The organism is Bacillus sp. J33, assembly GCF_000518885.1.
Lineage (GTDB): Bacteria > Bacillota > Bacilli > Bacillales > Cytobacillaceae > Cytobacillus.
The window spans coordinates 1-22,442 of the sequence record NZ_JAEL01000097.1 but is presented as its reverse complement, the minus strand read 5'-3'; the positions used below and the strand labels follow the sequence as shown (position 1 = coordinate 22,442).

General features: G+C 41.7%; 23 protein-coding genes and 1 riboswitch. Of the genes, 11 read left to right on the top strand and 12 right to left on the bottom strand.

Annotated elements, in window-relative coordinates; genetic code table 11:
• The 6 genes from L634_RS0122860 to L634_RS0122835 form a co-directional block, all read right to left on the bottom strand.
• Positions 1-243 (bottom strand): transposase (locus L634_RS0122860; protein WP_026584455.1); only part of this gene is annotated, 243 nt, incomplete at its 3' end.
• Between the two features lie 136 nt (positions 244-379).
• Positions 380-2,335, bottom strand: a complete 1,956-nt coding sequence (locus tag L634_RS0122855; protein WP_026584454.1) for a hypothetical protein — start codon at positions 2,333-2,335, stop codon at positions 380-382.
• Complete coding sequence (locus L634_RS31590; protein ID WP_051428394.1) at positions 2,307-2,585, bottom strand: hypothetical protein; 279 nt, start codon at positions 2,583-2,585, stop codon at positions 2,307-2,309. Before L634_RS31590 ends, L634_RS0122855 begins: the two co-directional genes overlap by 29 nt.
• 271 nt (positions 2,586-2,856) lie before the next feature.
• Positions 2,857-3,666, bottom strand: a complete 810-nt coding sequence (locus L634_RS0122845; protein WP_026584453.1) for an ABC transporter permease — start codon at positions 3,664-3,666, stop codon at positions 2,857-2,859.
• Positions 3,644-4,423: an ABC transporter ATP-binding protein gene (locus L634_RS0122840; RefSeq protein WP_026584452.1), complete on the bottom strand. Its 780-nt coding sequence runs from the start codon at positions 4,421-4,423 to the stop codon at positions 3,644-3,646. Before L634_RS0122840 ends, L634_RS0122845 begins: the two co-directional genes overlap by 23 nt.
• Before the next feature lie 26 nt (positions 4,424-4,449).
• Positions 4,450-5,445, bottom strand: coding sequence for an ABC transporter substrate-binding protein (locus L634_RS0122835; RefSeq protein ID WP_026584451.1), 996 nt, complete (start codon positions 5,443-5,445; stop codon positions 4,450-4,452).
• A 580-nt stretch (positions 5,446-6,025) separates the two neighbouring features.
• Here L634_RS0122835 and L634_RS0122830 point away from each other — a divergent pair.
• From L634_RS0122830 to L634_RS0122815, 4 genes are all read left to right on the top strand, one after another.
• A complete protein-coding gene (locus L634_RS0122830) occupies positions 6,026-6,811 on the top strand; it encodes an alpha/beta hydrolase family protein (RefSeq protein ID WP_026584450.1) in 786 nt (261 codons plus the stop codon).
• A gap of 81 nt (positions 6,812-6,892) precedes the next feature.
• Positions 6,893-7,135, top strand: coding sequence for a DUF2584 domain-containing protein (locus L634_RS0122825; RefSeq protein ID WP_026584449.1), 243 nt, complete (start codon positions 6,893-6,895; stop codon positions 7,133-7,135).
• Between the two features lie 110 nt (positions 7,136-7,245).
• Entirely contained in the window at positions 7,246-7,770 is a 525-nt protein-coding gene (locus L634_RS0122820) for an RNA polymerase sigma factor (protein ID WP_026584448.1), read from the top strand.
• Positions 7,751-8,728, top strand: coding sequence for a hypothetical protein (locus L634_RS0122815; RefSeq protein WP_026584447.1), 978 nt, complete (start codon positions 7,751-7,753; stop codon positions 8,726-8,728). Before L634_RS0122820 ends, L634_RS0122815 begins: the two co-directional genes overlap by 20 nt.
• 361 nt (positions 8,729-9,089) lie before the next feature.
• Here L634_RS0122815 and pckA read toward each other — a convergent pair whose 3' ends face one another.
• Positions 9,090-10,676: a phosphoenolpyruvate carboxykinase (ATP) gene (gene pckA, locus L634_RS0122810; RefSeq protein WP_026584446.1), complete on the bottom strand. Its 1,587-nt coding sequence runs from the start codon at positions 10,674-10,676 to the stop codon at positions 9,090-9,092.
• Positions 10,677-10,895: 219 nt separating this feature from the next.
• On the opposite strand from pckA, the gene L634_RS0122805 reads away from it, so the two are divergent.
• Positions 10,896-11,270: a thiol-disulfide oxidoreductase DCC family protein gene (locus L634_RS0122805; RefSeq protein WP_026584445.1), complete on the top strand. Its 375-nt coding sequence runs from the start codon at positions 10,896-10,898 to the stop codon at positions 11,268-11,270.
• Between the two features lie 105 nt (positions 11,271-11,375).
• A riboswitch (SAM riboswitch) is annotated at positions 11,376-11,492 on the top strand.
• Here the strand turns inward: L634_RS0122805 and L634_RS33570 are convergent.
• Positions 11,453-11,590 (bottom strand): hypothetical protein, encoded by a 138-nt coding sequence (locus L634_RS33570; RefSeq protein WP_157452446.1) that lies wholly within the window; start codon positions 11,588-11,590, stop codon positions 11,453-11,455. It overlaps the preceding riboswitch by 40 nt.
• Positions 11,591-12,117: 527 nt before the next feature.
• Here L634_RS33570 and metK point away from each other — a divergent pair.
• Both metK and asnB read left to right on the top strand, forming a co-directional pair.
• Entirely contained in the window at positions 12,118-13,314 is a 1,197-nt protein-coding gene (gene metK / locus L634_RS0122795) for a methionine adenosyltransferase (protein WP_026584444.1), read from the top strand.
• 300 nt (positions 13,315-13,614) lie between these two features.
• Complete coding sequence (asnB, locus tag L634_RS0122790; RefSeq protein ID WP_026584443.1) at positions 13,615-15,519, top strand: asparagine synthase (glutamine-hydrolyzing); 1,905 nt, start codon at positions 13,615-13,617, stop codon at positions 15,517-15,519.
• A 68-nt stretch (positions 15,520-15,587) separates the two neighbouring features.
• On the opposite strand, the gene L634_RS0122785 is transcribed toward asnB, so the two are convergent.
• Both L634_RS0122785 and L634_RS0122780 read right to left on the bottom strand, forming a co-directional pair.
• Positions 15,588-16,442 carry a C39 family peptidase gene (locus L634_RS0122785; RefSeq protein WP_026584442.1) on the bottom strand — a complete coding sequence of 285 codons (855 nt, stop codon included), beginning with the start codon at positions 16,440-16,442 and terminating at the stop codon, positions 15,588-15,590.
• 392 nt (positions 16,443-16,834) lie between these two features.
• On the bottom strand, positions 16,835-17,356 hold the full coding sequence (locus L634_RS0122780) for a gamma carbonic anhydrase (RefSeq protein WP_026584441.1): 522 nt from the start codon (positions 17,354-17,356) through the stop codon (positions 16,835-16,837).
• A 174-nt stretch (positions 17,357-17,530) separates the two neighbouring features.
• Between L634_RS0122780 and L634_RS0122775 the strand changes: the two genes are divergently transcribed.
• On the top strand, positions 17,531-18,334 hold the full coding sequence (locus L634_RS0122775) for an alpha/beta hydrolase (protein WP_026584440.1): 804 nt from the start codon (positions 17,531-17,533) through the stop codon (positions 18,332-18,334).
• 601 nt (positions 18,335-18,935) lie between these two features.
• Positions 18,936-20,030 (top strand): tetraprenyl-beta-curcumene synthase family protein, encoded by a 1,095-nt coding sequence (locus L634_RS0122770; RefSeq protein WP_026584439.1) that lies wholly within the window; start codon positions 18,936-18,938, stop codon positions 20,028-20,030.
• 38 nt (positions 20,031-20,068) lie between these two features.
• Here L634_RS0122770 and L634_RS0122765 read toward each other — a convergent pair whose 3' ends face one another.
• Positions 20,069-20,641 (bottom strand): class I SAM-dependent methyltransferase, encoded by a 573-nt coding sequence (locus tag L634_RS0122765; RefSeq protein ID WP_026584438.1) that lies wholly within the window; start codon positions 20,639-20,641, stop codon positions 20,069-20,071.
• Positions 20,638-21,606 (bottom strand): TIGR01212 family radical SAM protein, encoded by a 969-nt coding sequence (locus L634_RS0122760; protein ID WP_026584437.1) that lies wholly within the window; start codon positions 21,604-21,606, stop codon positions 20,638-20,640. Before L634_RS0122760 ends, L634_RS0122765 begins: the two co-directional genes overlap by 4 nt.
• Positions 21,607-21,855: 249 nt before the next feature.
• Between L634_RS0122760 and L634_RS0122755 the strand changes: the two genes are divergently transcribed.
• Positions 21,856-22,119 carry a YtzC family protein gene (locus tag L634_RS0122755; RefSeq protein WP_026584436.1) on the top strand — a complete coding sequence of 88 codons (264 nt, stop codon included), beginning with the start codon at positions 21,856-21,858 and terminating at the stop codon, positions 22,117-22,119.
• A 12-nt stretch (positions 22,120-22,131) separates the two neighbouring features.
• The gene (locus tag L634_RS0122750; protein ID WP_026584435.1) at positions 22,132-22,314 is read left to right on the top strand and encodes a hypothetical protein; all 183 of its coding nucleotides are present in this window, start codon (positions 22,132-22,134) and stop codon (positions 22,312-22,314) included.
• Positions 22,315-22,442: the final 128 nt, after the last annotated feature.

Below are 22,442 nucleotides of genomic sequence, written 5' to 3'. Positions count from 1 at the left end.
TTCAATTGTTTGACGCATGGAGCGAATACCGAAGGTATATTGAATAAATGTGAGTTTAATTAATATTACAGGGTCAATACTTGGGCGGCCTTTTTCTGAATACTTATCTTTTACCAAGTCATAGATGAATGAGAAATTAATCGCCGCTTCAATTTTGCGGACCAAATGGTCCGCCGGTACAAGTTCGTCTAAAGCAACCATTTCAATTTGATCCCGTTGAATTGGATTATGTTTTGAAAGCATTTAAATCACCTCAAGCATTGTATTACTTCTATTTTAAAATAAAAAAGACTGCAGACAAGCACGATTTTCATCGAGTTTGTCGACAGTCTGAAAGAGGAGAGAATTCTCCTCTTTATTTCTTTTAACTGTTTGTTCTTTATCTTAAATATAAAATATCCTCAATTTTATATTCCTTATTTGTGATACCTAATCGTTGAGCAGGAGTTTGTTTTTGACCATCTAGACCTTTGATTGTTTCGCAAAAATTATAAAACGTCCGAAGGATGGTTAAAGCATATTGGGCATATCTTGGATTAAAGTTTGCGTAAATATAGCTTTTCCCATCACCTCTAGCTGTTACAAGAGGGCGTTCTAGAATGGATAATCTCCTACGAATCTGCTGGATAAAAGCATTGGAAGCATAGTCACTTACATTTAATACCGCATTCGCAATTTCTGCCGGTTCCAGAGATGAAAGGTCTGTTTTACAATCCACATTAAAATATCCTTTATCCTTTGTTGGAATAGGATGTTCAATTGGTGTTTCAGCCCACTTTCTATATGATTGAGAGCCAATCACAACCTCTTCGTGAAAGGATGTGTGTTGGAACATATCAAGAAGTTTGAGATAGCCTAAACTCCAGATAGACCGAGAATCGTGCATCATTGCTGTCCCCCAACGAAGTAAATCTGCTCTACCTTCTTTATACTCTTGAAAACATTGTTTCAATGACTTACTTCTGTCCACTAAACAAATAAAATGATGAGCGTCTGCTAGGCGTATTTCTTTTTCGAAAACACGGGCAAAAGCAGTCATTAAGGAATTGTCTTTATCAGTAACAAAACGCCATTCTTTGGCATTTACAAGCTGTTTGATAAGCCAGAGATGAGCAATAGTGGTATAGGTAGAATTGAGGTGCAATCCATCAACGTATTTCTCTCTTCGGTCAAATTCTTTTAGTGCTAATTTATACTCATATTCTGATTGATTATCATTTGGTGTAGGAGACTGTGGGAAAAATGAGCGGTCTTTGAATCGTGCATTTTTCCGGCAAAATTCGTTTAAATGGTCTTCTTTTAAAAGGATAGTATCCATTTTAATTTCATCCAATTCAATGTCCCAATCATAAGCTACATCCGTCCGAAAAACATATTGTGAATGAACATCTGCGGTAACGACTATGTGAGTAGGAAATTGAGAATCTTCAACATCGTCGAATTCTTTACCACCCTGACCTTTCTTCCGAACGTTATTCAAGCTGTAAATCATTTTATCGGTATTAAGCCACATAACAGGAAAATCTTTTTGAGAAAAGGCTGTTTTCTCGTGTCGTTCAAGGAATTCCAAACATCTACGATATACCCATTCAAGTTTATGGTAATAGGTGCTTACACCGATTTCTAATTTTTCACAAGTACGAGTAACAGGAGTTCTATTTAGTAGGTCTCTTGTAAATGAAGGTAAAATGCCATTTCTCTTTTGGTTATACGTGGTTGATTGTTTCCTGGTTGGCATTATACTTGTTTTCTTTTTACAGGTTTTACACTGCCACACTTGAGCACCGACTTTACTTTTCCCTTGTTTATAATAGAGACTTTGTTCGCCAAAAGGAGTCGTTTCACTATTGACGCAACCATCTTTATGAAATTGGTATTCTGGCTCAATATCTTTAATAGTCTCTATACGAACCAGTCGTTTAATTTCCTCAGCGATAGACCAATTGGAGACCGGCATCGTTATACATCCCCAGGTCATTCCCTTGATTAATCCCACTGGGTCATCGTTACAAATAATAGATTGCCTTTCTCCTTTTCCACGTCCACTTAATCTATAACGACTGGGTTTTGATTTTACTGATGTGAATTTTTCTTGAGGCATTCCGTGCCACTTACAATAGGGATTGGTGCAAAAATTATATTGAATCTGATGTCTCTTACCGTTCCAGGTAAAAGATACAGGGCGATAGAGAAGGTCATTATATCTTTTTGAAAACCTGCTTGGGTCTAGCTCAGTATATCGTTTGGCTCTATCCGAAACTTCATCGGAAGATAATGGTATCTGGACAACAACATCTTCCTCGTATTTATTGGCTAACCGTTTTAATTGAGCCAACTATTTTTTCCTCCGTTTCCTCGATTCCAAGTTGTTTAAGTAATCGTTTATTATTCCGTTTGTTCTTTGCCCAATTAACGAAATCTTCATCAGTTAGAAGGTTCTTTAAAAATTTATCAACTACTTCACTTTCGGTATACTCGCTATATTCAGCAAAGGCTGCAACGATATTCCTTGTGTGTTCGGATATAAGCCAGTCAGGTCGTTCTGCACTGAGATTTTTTGGCTTAATATAGTTCCATTTTTTCATCCTAATTCTGACTTCCTTTCATTGAACCAAATAGCACTTTAAATAGTTACTAAATTAACATATCAATTTTACAGAGGACAATAATTATTGTCCACTTGTGAATTAGTATGTTAATACTAAAATTATTTCCATTCTAAATAGCCAATAAACCTTGATTTTATAATAAAAAATACAGACCAAATCGCTATGCGAAATGGTCTGCTAATTGTATTGCTATTTAATGTTTTCTCTCCCTAAACGGAACCCCTTAATTAAATCCCTGCCGTTTTTATTAGGATCCATTTTTAATTAATTTTCTTTCCAAAAGCTCGACAAGCTGGTACATTACCGTTGCGAATACAGCAATGACAAGCAATGAAAGCATAACAAGAGTGAAGTTGAATACCTGGAAACCGTAAATGATCATATAGCCAAGACCCTTTGATGAAACAAGGAATTCCCCGACAATAACGCCGACCCACGATAGCCCAACGTTCACTTTTAACGTTGAAATGATGGTTGGAAACGATGCAGGCAGAATTGCTTCCCGGAAAATCTGGACTCTATTGGCTCCAAAGGTCTGCAATACCTTAATATAATTTGGATCGACTTCCTTAAAAGATGTATATACAACAATGGTTGTAATGATGATCGAGATAATGGCACCCATGGCGACGATAGAAGTGAAACTGGGGCCAAGTGCTACAATCAAAATCGGTCCAAGCGCCACTTTGGGCATAGAATTTAGCACAACCAAGTAAGGGTCAGATATTTTTGAAAGCATTGGTGACCACCAAAGGATGGCTGCGAGCAGCGTTCCCAGAAAGGTTCCCAGTATGAACCCGAATACTGTTTCTGATAAGGTGTATCCCAGGTCAACCATTAAGGTGCCATCCTGGATTTTTGTTAAAAATAATCCCCACACCTTGGAAGGTGCACTGAAGATTAAAGGGTCAATCCATTGCTTCTGGCTTGCCAGTTCCCACCCTGAAAAAAAGACCAGAAAGATGATGGCTTGATAGAAGCGGACCCATCTTTTTTCTCGGTTCAGCGAGTCAATATATTTTTGATGAAGATATTTAACCCTTTCCTGCGGGCTCAAGGGACTCCAGCTCCTTCCATATGGTTTGAAAAATAGCTGGGAATGCTTCATGATTTCGGGTATTAAATGGGGTTTCATCTCTTAGTTCTTTTGGTATGATAAAGGTTTTATGAAGCTGGCCGGGCCTTGCAGAGAATAGGAAAACACGGTCACTCATGCTTATGGCTTCACCGATATCATGTGTAACAAGAATGGCTGTTTTTCCAAAGGATTTAAGCGTATTGGAAACCAGGTCCTCAAGCTTCAGCTTTGTTTGGTAATCCAAGGCGGAAAAAGGTTCATCCAGCATAAGCAGCTTTGGTTCTGTCGCAAGAGTCCTCACTAGGGCAACACGCTGCCGCATCCCGCCGGAAAGCTGTTTTGGATATTGTGACTCAACCCCTTTAAGCCCCATTTTTTCGAGAAGCTCAAGTGCGTATGCTTTTTTATCGTGTGAAAGGCTATCTCCAATTTTCAGTCCCAGCAAAATATTCTCTTCGATTGTCTTCCATGGAAAAAGATAATCCTGCTGCAGCATATAGCCGATTTCATTTTCTGCTGTTTCTACCCGCTTTCCTTCCAGCGTCACACTGCCCTCTGTCGGTTCAAATAGGCCTGCAATGATGGAAAGCAAAGTTGTCTTGCCGCATCCGCTTGGGCCGAGAAAGGAAACAAATTCTCCTTCCTCCACTTCAAGCGAAACATCGGAGAGGGCCGTAACAGCAGTGGTCTTTGTAAAATAAGTGTGATGAATGGCATCAACTTTTAGAAAATCCATGTCGGCCTCCTCTTTAAACAGTTATTTTACTCCATTACACTCTCTGCAATTTCTGTGTTAACTAGCGTGTCATGATCGATGCGCTTTGGCAGCTCTCCAGCTTCATCCATGATATTCTGCAGATTATCCCATTCTTCTGTATCTAAAATTGGATCTGTCGCAAAAGAGCCCTGGCTCTTATAGCGGTCTACCACCATCTCGATTATTTCCAGCTCGGTGTTGTCAAAATAGCCTTGAATAGCTTCAGCAGTTTCCTTGGCGCTGTGGGTTTCGACCCACTGCTGGGCTTTATAAATGGCTCTTGTGAATTTTTCAACCGTTTCTTTATTATCATCAATATAGCTTTGCTTTGTCATGAATGTGGTATAAGGAACATGACCTGACTCGGTTCCAAATGAAGCAACAATATATCCTTTTCCTTCTTTTTCAAATACGCTGGCAGTCGGTTCGAACAGCTGGACAAATTCACCTGTTCCGGATGCAAAGGCAGGAGCAATATTGGCAAAGTCAATGTTTTGGACCAAATCCAGATCCTGGTGCGGATCGATGCCATGCTTTTTCAGCACAAATTCACCAACCATTTGCGGCATGCCGCCTTTTCGCTGGCCAAGGAATGTCTTGCCCTTCAGCATATCCCAGGAAAAATGATCGATTTTATTGCGGGAAACCAAAAAAGTTCCGTCTGTTTGTGTGAGCTGAGCAAAATTGATGACCGGATCATTAGAGCCCTGTGCAGATACGTAAATCGATGTTTCAGAGCCAACAAGCGCCACATCGGCACTGTCCGACAAGAGAGCTGTCATTGTTTTATCTCCGCCTGCCGTAGTTGTGAGCTGAACATTAAGCCCTTCTTCTTCAAAGAAGCCTTTTTCTAGAGCAACATATTGCGGAGCATAGAAAATCGAACGTGTTACCTCGGCAACGCGGACGTTCTGGACTTCATCCTTGCCGCATGCAGCCAAAGGAACCATAAGTATCGCAGTAAGCAGCAACAGCATACTTACTTTTAACCATTTTTTCATAAGCCGTAAAACCTCCCTTATGCTAAAAGATTCAGATTTAAAAGCCTAGGATATCGTATGAAAATGGAAAAAATGTGTGAATGCCTATATGGAAACTTTTTAGGTGTGAATGGAATGCTTATAATAATACATGCAGTAAAACGGAAAAGAGGATTAGTTAAAAACATTTCAGTTATGAAGGAGATATTCTCTACTTGTTTAGGAAGTTTCTATTCTCATAAATTGTTTTTACCTATAAATTCAGCACGTTAATTTCAGCACGGGCACTTGCTTTCCGCGGGGAGGAATGAGAGCTTCCTCGGCCTTCGCCAGCGGGGTCTCCTACTTCCCTCTCGTCTGAACAGGAGTCAAGTGCCCTCCGCTCCAATTAATTCATTGGTTATAAACTAGTTAGCCGTCCGAAAAGTAACATACTATACGAAAACAGCCTTAAGGGAAGAAAGTTCAGCGTTTTTCAGTTTATGCGTTACTTGAAAATTTGTTCCGCATCAGAACAGATTTTCTAAATACGTGCGGTTATGTTAGATTTGCAGGGCTAGCAGTATTAAGTGATAAGCGATCTAAAAAGGGAGATAAGAATATGGAGTTCAAAAACGGACAAATTCTTAATAAACAGAGATTTCCTTCACCAAATCCATCTATTGAATTATCGATTGTGACTTATTATGCAAACGGATTACATATTAAAGGCCTGCTTGCGGAGCCAAAGGGAGGGGAATTGTATGAGGGGTTCCTGTACCTGAGAGGCGGTATTAAAAATGTTGGCAAAGTACGGCCAGGAAGGATTGTTCAATTTGCCAGTGAGGGCTTTATTGTCTTTGCTCCTTTTTACAGAGGAAACCAGGGGGGCGATGGAAATGAAGATTTTGCAGGGGATGACCGGGAGGATGCATTTGCTGCATTTGCTCTTCTTCAGGAACATCCCCGTGTTAAAAAAGTCCATATTTTTGGATTTTCACGAGGCGGAGTAATGGCTCTGCTGACAGCAATCCAATTTCCTGAAGCAGCATCCGCTGTTACTTGGGGAGGGGTCAGCGATATGTTCCTTACTTATGCAGAACGCAAGGATCTACGGCGGATGATGAAAAGGGTGATTGGCGGAACCCCGACTAAATTTCCTGACCGCTATAAATACAGGACACCGCTTTTCCAGCTGGAAGAGCTTCAGGCGCCTGTCCTAATCATTCATGGAGAACAGGATCGAAATGTTTCAGCCGAGCACGCCCACCGCCTGGAAAAAAGGCTGAAATCTCTCAATAAAAAAGTGGATAGCTGGTATTTTAAAGATTATACCCATTACTTCCCCCCAGCAGTAAATCGGAGGATTGTAGAAGATTTAACAGCCTGGATGAAAAGCCATGAATGATTTTTCCCATTAAGACTTTCAGAGCGGATGAAGGTGGGGTAAAATAGATGCAAGGATATTATAAATGAAGGAGAGATACCAATGGGTATGCCTTTGGAGTTAAATACAATGATTGTGACAAAGGGCAATGAAAAGAGGCTCGATGAAAACTATTTTTCACTTGTCAAAAAAGGGTACAGACTATACCCGCTGGACATTCCCGTTGAGGTGAAAAGAACGATTGATGGCGACCTGAGCGGCACAGGCGTTATTAAAAAAGTGGAATGGGAAAATAACCAGACAGTCATTACGTATCAGCTAGTAGCATTAAATTCAACCAATTAAATGAGCGCCTGGACTATGTCCAGGCGTTTTTAATTGTTTAAAAATTTTTCCATCAAAAGTGTAAGAAGGACCCTAAATATCCGTCCTATTTAACAAAGGGGGGAAAGTTGATGGACGCCGGCCGGCAAGTAGAGCAATGGTTTTGTGAATATGAAAAAGACATCACCAATTATCTGGTGTATTTCACAGGATCCCTGGATGTAGAGGATCTTGTGCAGGAAACTTTCTTAAAAGCATTTCAATCCTTTGGGCATTTTAAATTTGACGCCAATCCAAAGACATGGCTAATCAGCATTGCACGCAATACAGCCATCGATTTTTATAGAAAAAGAAACCTCTGGTTAATCCTTAAGGAAAAACTGGTGCGGCACTCTTCAGGAAAAGAGCCAGCTATTACAGAAGAAATTTTAATCCAAAAAGCGGAATCTGCCCGTTTATTGGAAGCTATCAATAAATTGAAAAATAACTACCGCGACGTGGTGCTGCTTAGAGGAATTGCCGACTTGTCTGCTGAGGAAACAGCCCAGGTATTGGGATGGACAATAAACAAAGTCAATGTAACCTTTCACCGGGCAGTAAAAAAACTAAATATGCTTTTAAAGGAGGATGAACAAGGTGACCCATCTTTCAGATAAAGAGCTGCTTAAGAGAATGAAAGAGCTTCCTGCCCATGAACTGAATGGGATGCAGAGAACGAGAATTATTCAAAGCATTCGGGAACAGAAGGCACCTGGGAGAAGGTTTGGCTTTATTTTTCAGCAGGCTGGTATTTTGGCGGCTTTATTAGCAGTACTTACTCTTGTACCTGTTTTATTTTGGGAGAATCTAAATAGTGATCTTGAACCTCATTCCTCGACAGGCGTTGATAGAGCGGAAGCCGGTAAATACTTTGCGCTTATGGACGATGCTGGAAAACCTGTTTTCCTGGATTCAAATTACGGAATTCCAGGAAAAGTGAGTTTATTAAGCCCTCCTGAATGGGTGGCGGAGGATTACAGAAGTGGAGCAAAAATAATGGTTTACCTTTGGGGAAATCCAGATAAGCTGGTTAACCATAACATGAAAATTGAAGCTATACATGTGGATACCGGCTATAAGCAGGAATTGGCTGCTTTCACATTAAGCGCCGGAATGTATGGTTCTGATGCTCATACTTTGACAAGCTTTAAACCATTTGAAAAGCATGGAGTCTGGAACCTGAGGTTCATGTTTGGGAAAGAAACCTTTGATGAATTCTCCATCTATGTAAAAGAACCATATGTGGAGATCGGTCAAGCTACCCTAATGGTTTCACGGGAGGATCTGGCTGCAGGCAGTTTTGAGAATGTGAATCTTGAGGTTGAGGGGGATAACCTGCCTGAAAAGGTAGAGCTGGAACTGTTTAGTTTTGAAGAAGGGACGTCAGAAGTATTTTCATTTTCAGATAAGCAGGAATATATAAAAGCTGGCAGTGGAAAAACAATCAGCATGTATAGCGGTGATCTGGTTCTTAAGAAGAGCGGTAAATACAGAATGACGGTTTTGGATAAATCGGCTAATGTTAATGTGAGGAAGCCAGTTGATCGGCTAGGGAGTCAAATGAGAAGGGACTAATCCGAGCTACCAGTACGGTGAGGGGGAAAAAAGGAAAGCGTAAAGGGCACTATTTGGAGTGAATAGTGCCGGTGAGGGGGAGAAGGTCAGCATGAGGGGAACTAATCCGAGTGAATAGTGCCGGTGAGGGGGAGAATGGAGCATGAAGGAAACTAATCAGAGTGAATAGTTCCGGTGAGCTGAGAAAATCAAGCACTATGGAACAATCAATCAGTACTAATCACGGCAAGACTGACCTGCAGCACCTGTAAGGCAAGAAAGCTCAGCAATCAATAGTTACTCTAAATGAAACTCCTTTAGCTCCCCGGGAAAATAAAAAAGGAATTGCCGATCAAACGGCAATTCCTTTACTATATTATGATTATGCGATTGGTCCGCCTTTTTCTGCGATGTCTGAAGAAACGCTTGTGAACTTTTTGAAGTTCTCACGGAATTTTGATGCAAGTTCTTTTGCTTTTGCTTCATATGCTGCCTGGTCCGCCCAAGTTTTGCTTGGCTGCAGGACTTCATCCGGTACACCCGTAACGTGCTGTGGAATGTCAAGGCCAAAGATTTCGTCTTTGACAGTTTCCACGTTGTTCAGCTCGCCTTCAAGCGCAGCTTCTACCATTGCACGTGTGTACGCAAGCTTCATACGTTCGCCGACTCCGTATTCTCCGCCAGTCCAGCCAGTGTTCACAAGGAAGACTTTAGCATTATGCTCATCGATCTTTTCGCCAAGCATTTCAGCATAGCGGTTTGCAGGCAGCGGAAGGAAAGGCGATCCGAAGCAAGTTGAGAAAGTTGCCTGCGGTGAAGTAATGCCGCGCTCAGTTCCTGCAAGCTTGGAAGTATAGCCGCTTAAGAAATGATACATTGCCTGCTCTTTGGATAGTTTGGAGATTGGAGGCAATACGCCAAATGCGTCAGCTGTTAAGAATACGATTGTATTAGGATGACCGGCAATGCTTGGATCAACGATATTATCGATAGCCTGAAGCTGGTATGCCGCACGTGTATTCTCAGTTAATGTGCTGTCATCATAATCTGCAACGCGTGTTTCACTGTTGACCACTACATTTTCCAAAACAGCTCCAAAACGGATCGCATCGAAAATTTGCGGTTCTTTTTCACGGGATAAGTTGATGCATTTCGCGTAGCATCCGCCTTCAATGTTGAATACGCCATTTGCAGACCAGCCGTGCTCATCATCACCAATTAAGCGGCGGTTTGGATCTGCGGATAATGTTGTCTTTCCAGTTCCGGATAAGCCGAAGAATAAGGCAACATCACCTTCACGTCCTACGTTTGCAGAACAATGCATAGGAAGGATTCCGTTTTCTGGAAGCATATAGTTCATCACAGAGAAGATGGACTTTTTCATTTCACCAGCATATTCTGTGCCGCCGATTAAAACTGTGCGGCGTTCGAATGAAATAATAATGAATGTTTCAGACTTAGTGCCATCAACTGCAGGATCCGCCTTAAAATTAGGAGCAGAAATGACAGTGAATTCTGCATCATGGTCAAGCAGCTCATCTTCTGCCGGACGAATGAATAATTGGTGGGCAAACAGGTTATGCCAAGCATATTCGTTAATCACTTGAATTGGCATGCGGTGTTTTTTATCGGCACCTGCAAAGCCTTTGAATACAAAAACTTCTTCTTTTTCTTTTAAATAGTTGATAACTTTATTATATAAGCTGGAGAACGCTTCTTCAGAAATTGGCTGGTTCACGCTGCCCCAGTCAATTTTGTCCTTATTTGCTGCTTCTTCAACAATGTATTTATCTTTAGGCGAACGTCCTGTATACTTTCCTGTAGTAGCGCGTACTGCACCAGTGGAAGTAAGGGATCCTTCTTTACGGTTTAAGACTTTTTCCACAAGCTGAGGTACAGATAATTGTACTTGAATATTGCTGCCAGTTAATAATTCGCTTAATTCGTTTGATATGCTTACAGAGTTCATCTGATGAATACCTTCCTTTTTCCCGATTTTTTTTATGAAAGTGATTACATCTCAAAAATAGTATAACACATTAAATCAATTAGTCTATACTATTACGCAAATTTTTTACCCATGTTATTAAAATGTCACAAATAGATCAAGAGATGCCTCTCAATAGCCTTATAATTGGTATATGTTAAAATAGAAGAAAGTGTTAAATCTGATTTGGGAATGATAATTATGACGATAATTGCCCTTTATGATGGAACTTGTTCCTTATGCAAGGAAACCAAACGGATCTCCGAAAAGCTGGATTGGCTGAATAAGGTGAAGTGGGTTTCCTTGCAGGAATATGAAAAAAGTCCAAGCCCCATTTCCTTTACTAAACAGGATTTGCGAAAAGAACTTCATATCATTCATCCTGGCGGAGGTGTAAAAAAGGGCTATTATGCTGTGAGAATACTGATGCTGCAATTCCCTGCAACATTTTTAGCAAGTATTTTATTATATCTCCCTTTTACCGATATTATAGGAAATCCCATCTATCGCTGGATTGCAAAAAACAGACACAAATTTTTAAGGAAAAAGTGCAATGACGGAAGCTGTTCACTTTAAGCCTGACACCTTATTTCCTGCGGTGAAATTTTGCTGCAAAAAATGTATGAAATTTGTTGACATGGTTCGATAAAATACGGTATGATTCAACCTTGAACGGATACTCTCTTATCCCGAGCTGGTGGAGGGACAGGCCCTATGAAACCCAGCAACCTGCTAAAAGGCAATACTCAGCAAAGGTGCTAACCTGACGCAAGGACGTAATTCCTTGAACGATAAGAGTGAAAGGCGCGAATCGATTTGCTTTCAACCTTTTCACTAATGAGAAGGTTTTTTATTTTGTTTTTATTTAGCTCCAGCACCCAGCCTTTCGAGGTCATAAGTCATTCCCCTGCAGAAGGCAAAAAACGCCTTCCTTCAGGATCTGCCTTATATTTTCAAGGCTTAACGGGCGCTTACGCTTATAAAACCGGCAATGGGATGAACGGCTTTTGGAATGTACTATTTATGTGAGTTTTTGGTCTGGCTCTGCAGCGCTGCCACATGTAATAGCATGACAGCTTCTTGCGGCATTAAGAAAGTGAAGCTTGGCTTCTCGCCAGTGTTTCCATTTTCTTAAGAAAGGGAAACTCCCATCAGCAGAGGTTTTTACTGATGGACAGTTGAACCAATCGGGCATTTACGGTCAGTTATTCCCCCCATGGAATTCTTTTTTAGGCTTCAATACTTGAAGCGTGGGCCATACTGCCCGTTAATACCGGATAAAAACTCCATGTTTATTTCATACTACTAAGGGAATGAGTTCCGTATCAAACTGAGATCCTTGAAATGGCAGGAAAAAAGTTACTTTGCTGCTTCCCCATTTCTTAATTCTCGCTCTATTTTCTATTTATAAGGAGGAAGCCAGATGTCAACAAAGCGTCGTTTGTTTACTTCTGAATCAGTTACTGAAGGTCACCCGGACAAAATTTGTGACCAAATTTCTGATGCAATCTTAGATGCGATTTTATCTAAAGATGCGAATGCCCGTGTTGCTGCAGAAACTTCTGTAACAACAGGACTTGTATTAGTTGCAGGTGAAATCACAACATCTACATACGTAGATATTCCAAAAATCGTTCGTGAAACGGTAAAAGAAATCGGTTATACCCGTGCTAAATATGGTTTCGACTCTGAAACTTGCGCAGTGTTAACCTCCATTGACGAGCAGTCAGCAGATATCGCAATGGGTGTTGACCAGGCATTGGAAGCACGTGAAGGAAAAATGAGCGACGAGGAAATTGAAGCAATCGGTGCAGGAGACCAGGGATTAATGTTCGGTTTTGCATGCAACGAAACGAAAGAGCTTATGCCTCTTCCGATTTCTTTAGCACATAAATTATCCCGCCGCCTGACTGAAGTGCGCAAAGAAGAGATTCTTCCTTACCTCCGTCCGGACGGAAAAACACAGGTAACCGTTGAGTATGATGAAAATGACAAGCCTGTCCGCATTGACACGATTGTTATTTCCACTCAGCACCATCCTGAAATCAGCCTGGAGCAAATTCAGCGCAACCTGAAGGAGCATGTTATTAACCCGGTTGTTCCAAAAGAACTAATCGATGAGCATACAAAATACTTCATCAATCCAACAGGCCGTTTCGTAATCGGCGGACCTCAAGGGGACGCAGGTTTGACTGGACGCAAAATCATCGTTGATACTTACGGCGGATATGCACGCCACGGCGGCGGAGCATTCTCCGGTAAGGATCCTACTAAAGTTGACCGTTCTGCTGCTTATGCAGCACGCTATGTTGCAAAAAACCTTGTCGCTGCAGGCTTAGCTGAAAAAGTGGAAGTTCAGCTTGCATACGCGATCGGTGTAGCACAGCCAGTATCTATTTCTGTAGATACATTTGGAACTGGAAAAGTAGGCGAAGATGTTCTTGTTGAACTTGTTAGAAAGCACTTTGATCTTCGTCCGGCAGGCATTATTAACATGCTTAACCTTCGCCGCCCAATCTATAAGCAAACAGCTGCATACGGCCATTTCGGGCGTACTGATGTTGACCTTCCTTGGGAGCGTACTGATAAAGCGGAAATTCTTCGTTCTGAAGCACTTTAATCAAAATAAAAAGCGGGAGTTGCATTTTAGTGTAACTCCCGCTTTATTTTTTACGTCTTAATACATATAGGAGAAATTTGCCCGTTTAGGGCCTTTCTGCCCTTTAGGCGTTTAACTGTTTATGTTATCGTATAAACTTCTGATATTGGCTTTATCTTCCGTGGATAAAATTTTTTATAATCCACGTGCTAAATTCAAAAGATTAGTGGTAGTATTATAGGGTATGTTTTTTAGAGACAGAACGCCTGATTACAGGCTATTTAAAATATTGAGAAAAGAATGGAGTAGGTGACGTACATAATGTGTGGTTTTATTGGTTGTGTACATGATAAAGCGCAAAATTACCGTGACGCAGATAAAGAGCAATTTCAAAATATGAATGATATCATCACCCACAGGGGGCCGGATGATTCAGGATACTATTTCGATGAACATATCCAGTTTGGTTTCCGCCGTTTGAGCATTATCGATATCGAAAGCGGACATCAGCCTCTGACATATGAAAATGAGCGCTATTGGATTATTTTTAATGGAGAAATCTACAATTATGTGGAATTGCGTGAAGAACTTCTCAAAGCTGGATTAAGCTTCGAGACTAGCTCTGATACAGAGGTTATCATCGCCCTATACAGCCATCTAAAAGAAAAGGCAGTGGAAAAATTACGCGGTATGTTTGCCTTTGTTATTTGGGATAAACAGGAGCAGTCGTTATATGGAGCAAGAGACCCATTCGGGATAAAGCCATTCTTTTACTATGACAAAGGTGATCGCACTTTCTTTGGTTCAGAAAAGAAGAGCATCCTATTGGCTCTGCAGAATGATGTATTGAACTATGATTCCCTTCAGCACTATTTAACCTATCAGTTTGTGCCTGAGCCAAATACAATGTCTGAAGGAATCCAGAAGCTTGAGCCGGGCCATTACTTTACGAAAAAAATGGGTGCTCCAATGGATATCAAGCGTTACTGGAAGGCAGCTTTCCATCCGGTGCAAAAATCGGAAGCTGATTATACGAAAGAAATCAGGGATGCATTATTTGATTCTGTTAAGATGCATATGCGTGCCGATGTTCCGGTAGGTTCATTCCTTTCCGGAGGTATTGACTCGTCCATCATTGCTTCGATAGCGAAAGAATTCCATCCGGCTATTAAAACTTTCTCTGTAGGTTTTGAACGCGATGGCTTCAGCGAAGTGGATGTGGCGAAAGAAACGGCTGAGAAGCTTGGTGTTGAAAATATCAGCTATATTATTTCTCCTGAAGAATACATGAATGAGATTCCGAGAATTATGTGGCATATGGATGACCCTCTTGCAGATCCAGCCTGTGTCCCTCTATATTTTGTGGCTAGAGAAGCGCGCAAGCATGTTACGGTTGTTCTTTCCGGCGAGGGTGCCGATGAGCTGTTTGGCGGCTATAATATTTACCGTGAGCCACAATCTCTAGAAGTCTTTAATAAAATTCCGGCTATCGGCAAAAAACTGTTAAGAATGATTGCAAATATGATGCCCGAAGGAATGAAGGGCAAAAGCTTCATCGAGCGTGGCGTAACTCCAATGGAGGAGCGTTATATCGGTAATGCGAAAATGTTTACAGAAGAAGAAAAGCGCAATTTGCTTCATGTTTATAAGGATGAGTTGAAATATACGGATATTACAAAGCCGCTTTATGAAGAAAGCAGAGGCTATGATCCGGTTGACCGCATGCAGTATATTGATATCCATACATGGATGCGCGGCGATATTCTATTAAAAGCGGACAAAATGACGATGGCCCATTCATTGGAGCTCCGCGTGCCTTTCCTTGACAAAGAAGTGTTCAAAGTGGCTTCTCAAATACCGACCAGCTTGAAAACGGCTAACGGAACGACGAAATACATTCTTCGCAAAGCAGCAGAAGGGGTTGTTCCTGATCACGTGCTGAACCGCAAAAAGCTGGGCTTCCCGGTACCTATCCGCCACTGGCTGAAAGACGAAATGAACGGCTGGGCTAAAACCATCATCCGGGAAAGCAACGTGGATCACCTAATCAATAAGGAGTACGTATTAAGGCTTCTCGAAGACCATTGCCAGGACAAAGCTGATAACAGCCGAAAAATTTGGACTGTCCTTATGTTCATGGTATGGCACCAAGTATATGTCGAAAAGAAATATTCTTTTGAAAAAGAGTATTTGGCAAATAAAACCCTTCAGCCACTTAAAGGCTAAAAAAACGTCCATCAGGCGTGATCCTGATGGACATTTTATTGAAAAATAAGTAAGCGCTTGCGCTTTTCTTACGGAAGATAGGTAATTGCCTGTCTTCCCATCTGCACCCAAGCTTCTTCAAAATCGGCAATGGGTGCTTTTTTATTTTTTTCGCCGGTAAGCGGATCATTTAAAAAAATATATTCTTGATCATAGCCTGTCAGCAGGACAGAATGCTCTTTATATGTAATCTGAATTTCTCCTTTTGGCGTATGCCATGTTTGGAAGAATTCAGAGGAGAGCTTTTTATATGCTGTATTTGTAATGATCCAAACAGGCCGGCCATCGGATAAATGAATTTTTAACTCCGTAAAATCGGAGCCGGTAAGGTCTTTTATGGAACCCGGCATGTATTTATCCGCCAGCTCTTTCACAGGCTTATGGTAAACGCCAAGACCCGGGTTATTAAATGAGTACATATCGCCTACAAATCCGTCGTTTGGATGGCCAAAATAGATTTGTCCGTTTTCGAGCTTATAAGTTTCGGGATTTTTCTTTATTTCTTTTGCAAGTGTGGTTTTATCAGCCTGGATTCCTGCATGCTGGAGGAGCATGGAAAGACTGGTGACTTCGCATCCCCTTGGCAGCTCGGGAAATTGATTAATGGCGGGTGCATCTATAAGGACTTCTTCCTTCATTTTTATAACAGCCGTATTGCGTTCGATGAATGAACTCGTTTTCCTAATCGGTTCATTCACCCACGATTTGACTTGCTGAATAGCTGATACAGAACGTTTTTCAGCCAGATTATCATACATAAATCCAGCAGAAATCAATATAAAAATGATTAAAATCATTGGCCCTGTTCTTAAAAGTGTCTTTCTGAGCAGTACGATCAAAAAAAGAAAAAATACCATTGCCGCTAAAAATAAATACAACTCCATCACCTGCCATTCCAGTGCATCCATTTGATTTTATTATCGGCTGCATCCCATTTCATTTTAATTTTTTGGCTCTTTTCTTGGTTGTTTTACTTATAAATTCTGCCCGTTGATTTCCTCTTCGGGCACTCAGGCTTTCCCTGGGGAGGGATTAGAGCCTCTTCGCCTGTGGGTCTTTCATTTCCCTCTCTTCTGAGGAGGACATTGGAAAGGCATCCTTGAATAAACACCTCGTCGCAAGAAAATGCGAATGCATTGTCGGGGAGTCAAGTGCCCTCTGCTTCAATCAGCTCAGTTGGTTAATCTTAGTTAGCCGCCCGAAAAGCAGAAAACTTTACGAAAACAGCCAATTTTTTTGCTTAAATCAGTTAGTATAGGGGAATAGGATAGCAGTGTTAATTATCGCCATTCTGTAAAGACTTGTAGTATTGGCCTTTTTCGGCATATTCCCTGCTGATCCGTTCCATATCTTGAATATCTTCAGGAGTCAGTTCCCGGATAACCTTTGCAGGCCTTCCAAAAGCAAGCGTATTTGGCGGTATTTTCTTGCCCTGTGGTACAAGGCTGCCGGCACCGACAAAAGCACCCTCGCCAATTTCTGCCTTATCAAGAACAATTGAGCCCATTCCAATCAATGCTTTTTTGCGGATAATACAGCTATGCAGGATCACCTGATGTCCCACGGTTACTTCATCTTCCAATATTAAAGGGTTGTTTGGGCTTTGATGCAGAACCGAATTGTCCTGAATATTGACTTTCTTCCCGATTATTGTGGGGGCAACATCTCCGCGGATGACAGTGTTGAACCATACGCTGGATTCCTCGCCTATTTCTACATCACCAGTAATGGTTGTAAAATCTGCAATATAGGCGGATTCCGCGATTTTGGGTTCTTTATCTTTGTATGGATAGATCATTTCGAACACTCCTGTATGTAGTTTGATTATTTAGATTTTAACACAAGAATCTTTTTTAAGTTATTTTAGCCAAAAGAATTTGCGAGTTTTAACAGTGTGTGATTCATGAACAATTTCAGCATCTAGGCTATAATATATTTACATAAGATGGATAAAAGGCTAGGAGGATTGACTATGTGGAAATGGGAAACTGAAGGAGTAGCAAAGGGCGTTATTGTCATGGTGCATGGAGCAATGGAGCATCACCGCCGCTATGGCTGGCTGATTGAAATGTGGCGCTTGGCTGGTTTCCATGTCATCATGGGAGATCTTCCTGGCCAGGGTATGACAACAAGGTCAAGAAGAGGCCATATCGATTCTTTTGATGAATATATACTTGAAGTGAAAGATTGGGTTCACGCTGCCTATGAATTTGAACTGCCTGTTTTCCTTTTGGGGCACAGCATGGGCGGACTGATTGCGATTCGTCTGCTTCAGGAGGAAAGAATGAATTTGGCTGGAGTGATCCTTTCATCTCCATGTCTGGGTCTGGTCAAACAGCCTTCTAAATTAATTAACTTTTTATCTCTCGGACTTAATACATTGGTGCCAGGTCTGAAGATGGATGCTGGTCTTTCTGTTGAAATGGCAACCAGAAATCAGGATGTGCGTGATGCAGATATGAATGACTCCCTGTATGTAACCAAGGTTTCAGTCAGATGGTACCGGGAGCTTGTAGCTGCCATTAAGCTGGCTTTTGAAAATCTTGATAAAATCCAGGATGTCCCGCTCCTTGTTCTGCAGGGAGGAGATGATAAAATTGTAAATAAAACAACTGTCAGAGACTGGTTCAACTTGGCCCCATTCTCCGAAAAAAGGTTCAAAGAATGGCCAAAATGCTACCATGAAGTTTTTAATGAACCAGAGCGTGAAGAAGTATTCGAATATACGAAGGATTTTGTGAACAGCCAATTAAAGGCGCTTGGCTATGTGGTATAAAGGAGGAAAGTGAAATTTGATTTTTTCTGATCGGCTTGGTTAACTCCTAGGTAAGTGGTTGGTAATAACCAATCAAAATGGGTTTCAGAAATCAAAACGTTGTTATGATTTGAATAACGTCCAAAAATGGGATTGGCGATAGCAAATGATCGAAAAATTGGTGGGAATACCACCTAAAATGGGATTACCGAGAGCCAAATGCTCGTTAATCGGTAGGGATACCGCCCAAAATTGAATGGCCGAGAGCCAAATGGTCGTTAAGCGAAGGGAATACCGCCCAAAATTGAATGGCCGAGAGCCAAATGGCCGTTATCCGGTAGGGATACCGCCCAAAATTGAATGACCGAGAGTAAAATGGTCGTTAATTGGTGGGAGTAACGCCCAAAATGGGAATCCGAGAAAGAATATCGACGTTAACCATTAGGATTAACAATTAGCTGGATAACCGAAACTAATTATTGGTCGTCATTCATTCAGATTAATCTGTTACAAACAATAAATGACCAAAAGGCTATCAGACACTGTATAAATAGGAGAGCAGCCATATAAAGTATTCAGCTGCCCAATCGTTCACCCTGTGCAAAAGGAGGTATGTTATGCCATGAGTGTTCCTTCCATGCCAATTAGCTTGATGTCTCATGTATATCGGAAGGTTTTGCCTTCAGTCCATAAAGAACTGGCCTATTGGAAGAGCCGGGCTGAAGCGATTCCTGATCCGGAATTGAGAAAACAGGCCCTTGCCAGCATTGAGCATAAAACCTTCCACTGCGAAGGCGGTGCAATTATGTCTTTAATGGCCAAGGCAAAATATGAGGAAGCGATCAAATTCATTGTTGCTTATCAGACAATCAGCGATTATTTGGACAATCTATGTGACCGCAGCACCTCACTGGATCCAGGAGATTTTGCCGCGCTCCACGAATCAATGGCGGATGCGCTGGATACCGGCGCATCAGGCAAGAATTATTACCGCCTAAGAAATGAACAGAATGACGGCGGCTATCTGGCAGACCTGGCAGCTGCCTGCAGAGAAGTGCTTTCAGATTTGGAGCATTATACTCATATAAAAAGCCACCTTCTGGAACTATGCCGCTATTATTGTGATCTGCAAATCCATAAACATGTGGTAGTAGAGGAGCGGGTTCCGCGCCTGCAAAACTGGTTTGACCAATATCGATCGGACATTCCTGAAATGGAATGGTATGAGTTTTCAGCCTGTTCCGGGTCCACGCTCGGGATTTTCTGTCTTGTTTCGTATGCACTGCGAGATGATTTCCAGCGGGAGCATGCCATTAATATCCGCAATGGGTATTTTCCATACATACAAGGCCTTCATATACTTCTTGATTACCTGATTGATCAGGAAGAAGATAGGGCAGGCGGCGACTTAAACTTTTGCTTTTATTATGAGAATGAAGAAAAGCTATTTTCACGGCTAAAACATTTTGTTCAAGAGGCGGACAAGCATACTGAAAAGCTGCCGCATAAACATTTCCATAAGCTGATTAATCGCGGTTTGCTTGGCATCTATTTATCAGATGAAAAGGTGAGAAAACAGCGGAACGTACGAAGATTAGCCAAGAGCATGATCAAAACGGGCGGAATCGTCAGTTATTTCTTTTACGTAAATGGCCGGGCGTACCGTGCCGTTCAGAAATTGATGCCATCCGGTGTTGCTAAAGCCTTTATAAAGTAAAAAGCCTGCATGTTTAGCAGGCTTTTTACTTTAATTCACTACCTTTTTTCAATGGCCACAATAAACGGAGGATTGTTCTTCTGATTTATAAACTGATACTGCAGGACATGTACGAGGCTTTGATCCAGCTGCTTTACATACCGGAGTAGATAATCCCTCTCAACTGCCCCTTCAATATGTCCATGGTAAATGACCAACAGGATGATGCCTTCAGGTGCCATCAGGTCCAAAAGCTGGTCGATTGCAGAAATGGTTGTCTGCGGGCGGGTGACAATTGATTTATCCCCTCCAGGCAAATAGCCTAAATTGAAGACAGCAGCTGTTATTTTTCCATGGTGGACAGGGGGGACATTTTCAAGGATGAACTCATGCCCTGAATGAAAAAGCGTGGCTCTGTCAGCCAAATCATTTTCCGCCAAGCGTTCTTTTGTATTGTGGACTGCCTCTTCCTGAATATCAAAACCATAAACTCTTCCGTTTTGCCCGACTAAATTGGCCAGAAATAATGTATCGTGTCCGTTTCCTAAAGTGGCATCAATAACGATATCTCCAGGCGAAACTGCTTTTTCAAGCAGCTGCCTTGCAAAAGGTAATATTCTTTCAAGCTTCATGACATTGCCTCCAATTGGCTTGGGTTGTAAAACTTTCCCTGCCAGCTGTTTCTGCGCTTTAATTCAGCATCAATACTATTGAGGACCTCCCATTTATTGATGCTCCACATTGGCCCAATCATCAAATCGATCGGCCCATCTCCTGTAATGCGATGGATAATCATTTCCGGAGGTAAAATCTCCAATTGATCGCATACTAAGTTTACATACTCTTCGAGAGACAGAAACTCAAGCATGCCTTTTTCAAACTGCTTAACCATTGGCGTTCCTTTTAATAAATGAAGAAGATGTATCTTGATTCCCTGTACATCAAGCTTTGCCACTTCTCGTGCTGTGTCCATCATCATTTCCGGTGTTTCAAGCGGAAGGCCGTTAATAATATGGGAGCAAACCCGAATACCATGTTTGCGGAGTTTGTTTACTCCTTCTATATAGCACTGATAATCATGGGCACGGTTAATCAGGAGGGCTGTCCGCTCATGAACAGTCTGCAATCCTAATTCTACCCAAAGGTAGGTTCTTTCGTTTAGCTCTGCAAGGTATTCGACCACATCATCTGGAAGGCAGTCAGGACGGGTCGCTATAGACAAGCCGACAACATCTTCCTGATCGAGCACCCTTTCATACATTTCACGCAATACTTCCACAGGTGCATGTGTGTTTGTAAAAGCCTGAAAGTAGGCCATGTATTTGCCATCTTTCCATTTATGATGCATTTTTGTCTTTATTTCGTTAAATTGGGTTTCCAAATCGTCTGCACGGTTTCCGGCAAAATCCCCGGAGCCTGCGGCACTGCAGAATGTACAGCCGCCATGTGCAACAGTGCCATCCCGGTTTGGGCAGTCAAAGCCGCCATCTAGTGCTATCTTGAACACTTTATGGCCAAATTCATTCCGCAAATGATAATTCCACGTATGATAGCGTTTATGATCAGATGCATATGGAAAAGGGTTGGATTTATCCATACCTGTTCCCTCCCTTGAGAATCTCTATATAAAGATTTGATAAGAGCCATGTTTTGTAAAGTGGTGGCCGCCGAATGAGCGAGCCTTGCAGCAGTGCTTGTTTTAACAAAATTAATCTTAACACGAAGGCAAAGCCTTATCCAAGGGGAATTGGCAGGAAATAGGGTGGTAAGGAATGCTGAAAATGAACAAACTAATACATGAAGCATGCATGCTTCTATACCCATTCTTCAAGGAGGGGAACGTAAAATGGCTACACGCGAATCAATGGATACACTTTTGCAGCAATGTGAAGATGCGATCCGCTGTGCACAAGAGCAGTTCGAGGCTGGACGGACACAGGAACATTATAATGATGAAGATTACTCCAATGCTCTTCAATCTTTGGAAGCTGCTTATAATGATATAACCCAAATGGCCCATAGCGCCAATTCCCAGCAGCGGGAACAGCTTCACCGGATGAGGCTTCAGCTGCAGCAGCTCCAAAATCAAATGATTATACTTCCTCATTAAGGAGTGATCGATATGGTTAAAAAACGTTCAAAGCAAAACAATCCGGAGCAAAAAACCCGAAACGGAATTAATAATCAGGACCTTGAACTGGGACAGGATTTTGATGCTGTAAAGCAATCGAAAAAGAAATATGAAAAAACAGGCGGCCAGCCAGTTAAATCAAAGTTCCATCCGGAACCGGAACAATCCTCCTAAAAAATAAGCCATGGAAAAGCCCCGATGCGGAATTGAACTGCCCCCTGTCAAGTAGACAGTGGAAATAATAAAAATGATTTAAGCGGCTTTAGCTCTATATTCCATAGGGCTAAGGCCGTTTAATCTTT

What these genes read in the sequence shown, in the direction of transcription:
- L634_RS0122780 (WP_026584441.1), bottom strand. Translation starts at nt 17,356, where the DNA reads ATGATCTATCCATACAAAGATAAAGAACCCAAAATCGCGGAATCCGCC.
- L634_RS0122825 (WP_026584449.1), top strand. Translation starts at nt 6,893, where the DNA reads ATGGGTATGCCTTTGGAGTTAAATACAATGATTGTGACAAAGGGCAAT.
- L634_RS0122840 (WP_026584452.1), bottom strand. Translation starts at nt 4,423, where the DNA reads ATGGATTTTCTAAAAGTTGATGCCATTCATCACACTTATTTTACAAAG.
- L634_RS0122835 (WP_026584451.1), bottom strand. Translation starts at nt 5,445, where the DNA reads ATGAAAAAATGGTTAAAAGTAAGTATGCTGTTGCTGCTTACTGCGATA.
- L634_RS0122775 (WP_026584440.1), top strand. Translation starts at nt 17,531, where the DNA reads ATGTGGAAATGGGAAACTGAAGGAGTAGCAAAGGGCGTTATTGTCATG.
- L634_RS33570 (WP_157452446.1), bottom strand. Translation starts at nt 11,590, where the DNA reads ATGACCTCGAAAGGCTGGGTGCTGGAGCTAAATAAAAACAAAATAAAA.
- metK (WP_026584444.1), top strand. Translation starts at nt 12,118, where the DNA reads ATGTCAACAAAGCGTCGTTTGTTTACTTCTGAATCAGTTACTGAAGGT.
- L634_RS0122750 (WP_026584435.1), top strand. Translation starts at nt 22,132, where the DNA reads ATGGTTAAAAAACGTTCAAAGCAAAACAATCCGGAGCAAAAAACCCGA.
- L634_RS0122765 (WP_026584438.1), bottom strand. Translation starts at nt 20,641, where the DNA reads ATGAAGCTTGAAAGAATATTACCTTTTGCAAGGCAGCTGCTTGAAAAA.
- pckA (WP_026584446.1), bottom strand. Translation starts at nt 10,676, where the DNA reads ATGAACTCTGTAAGCATATCAAACGAATTAAGCGAATTATTAACTGGC.
- L634_RS0122830 (WP_026584450.1), top strand. Translation starts at nt 6,026, where the DNA reads ATGGAGTTCAAAAACGGACAAATTCTTAATAAACAGAGATTTCCTTCA.
- L634_RS0122755 (WP_026584436.1), top strand. Translation starts at nt 21,856, where the DNA reads ATGGCTACACGCGAATCAATGGATACACTTTTGCAGCAATGTGAAGAT.
- asnB (WP_026584443.1), top strand. Translation starts at nt 13,615, where the DNA reads ATGTGTGGTTTTATTGGTTGTGTACATGATAAAGCGCAAAATTACCGT.
- L634_RS0122785 (WP_026584442.1), bottom strand. Translation starts at nt 16,442, where the DNA reads ATGGAGTTGTATTTATTTTTAGCGGCAATGGTATTTTTTCTTTTTTTG.
- L634_RS0122770 (WP_026584439.1), top strand. Translation starts at nt 18,936, where the DNA reads ATGAGTGTTCCTTCCATGCCAATTAGCTTGATGTCTCATGTATATCGG.
- L634_RS31590 (WP_051428394.1), bottom strand. Translation starts at nt 2,585, where the DNA reads ATGAAAAAATGGAACTATATTAAGCCAAAAAATCTCAGTGCAGAACGA.
- L634_RS0122805 (WP_026584445.1), top strand. Translation starts at nt 10,896, where the DNA reads ATGACGATAATTGCCCTTTATGATGGAACTTGTTCCTTATGCAAGGAA.
- L634_RS0122820 (WP_026584448.1), top strand. Translation starts at nt 7,246, where the DNA reads ATGGACGCCGGCCGGCAAGTAGAGCAATGGTTTTGTGAATATGAAAAA.
- L634_RS0122760 (WP_026584437.1), bottom strand. Translation starts at nt 21,606, where the DNA reads ATGGATAAATCCAACCCTTTTCCATATGCATCTGATCATAAACGCTAT.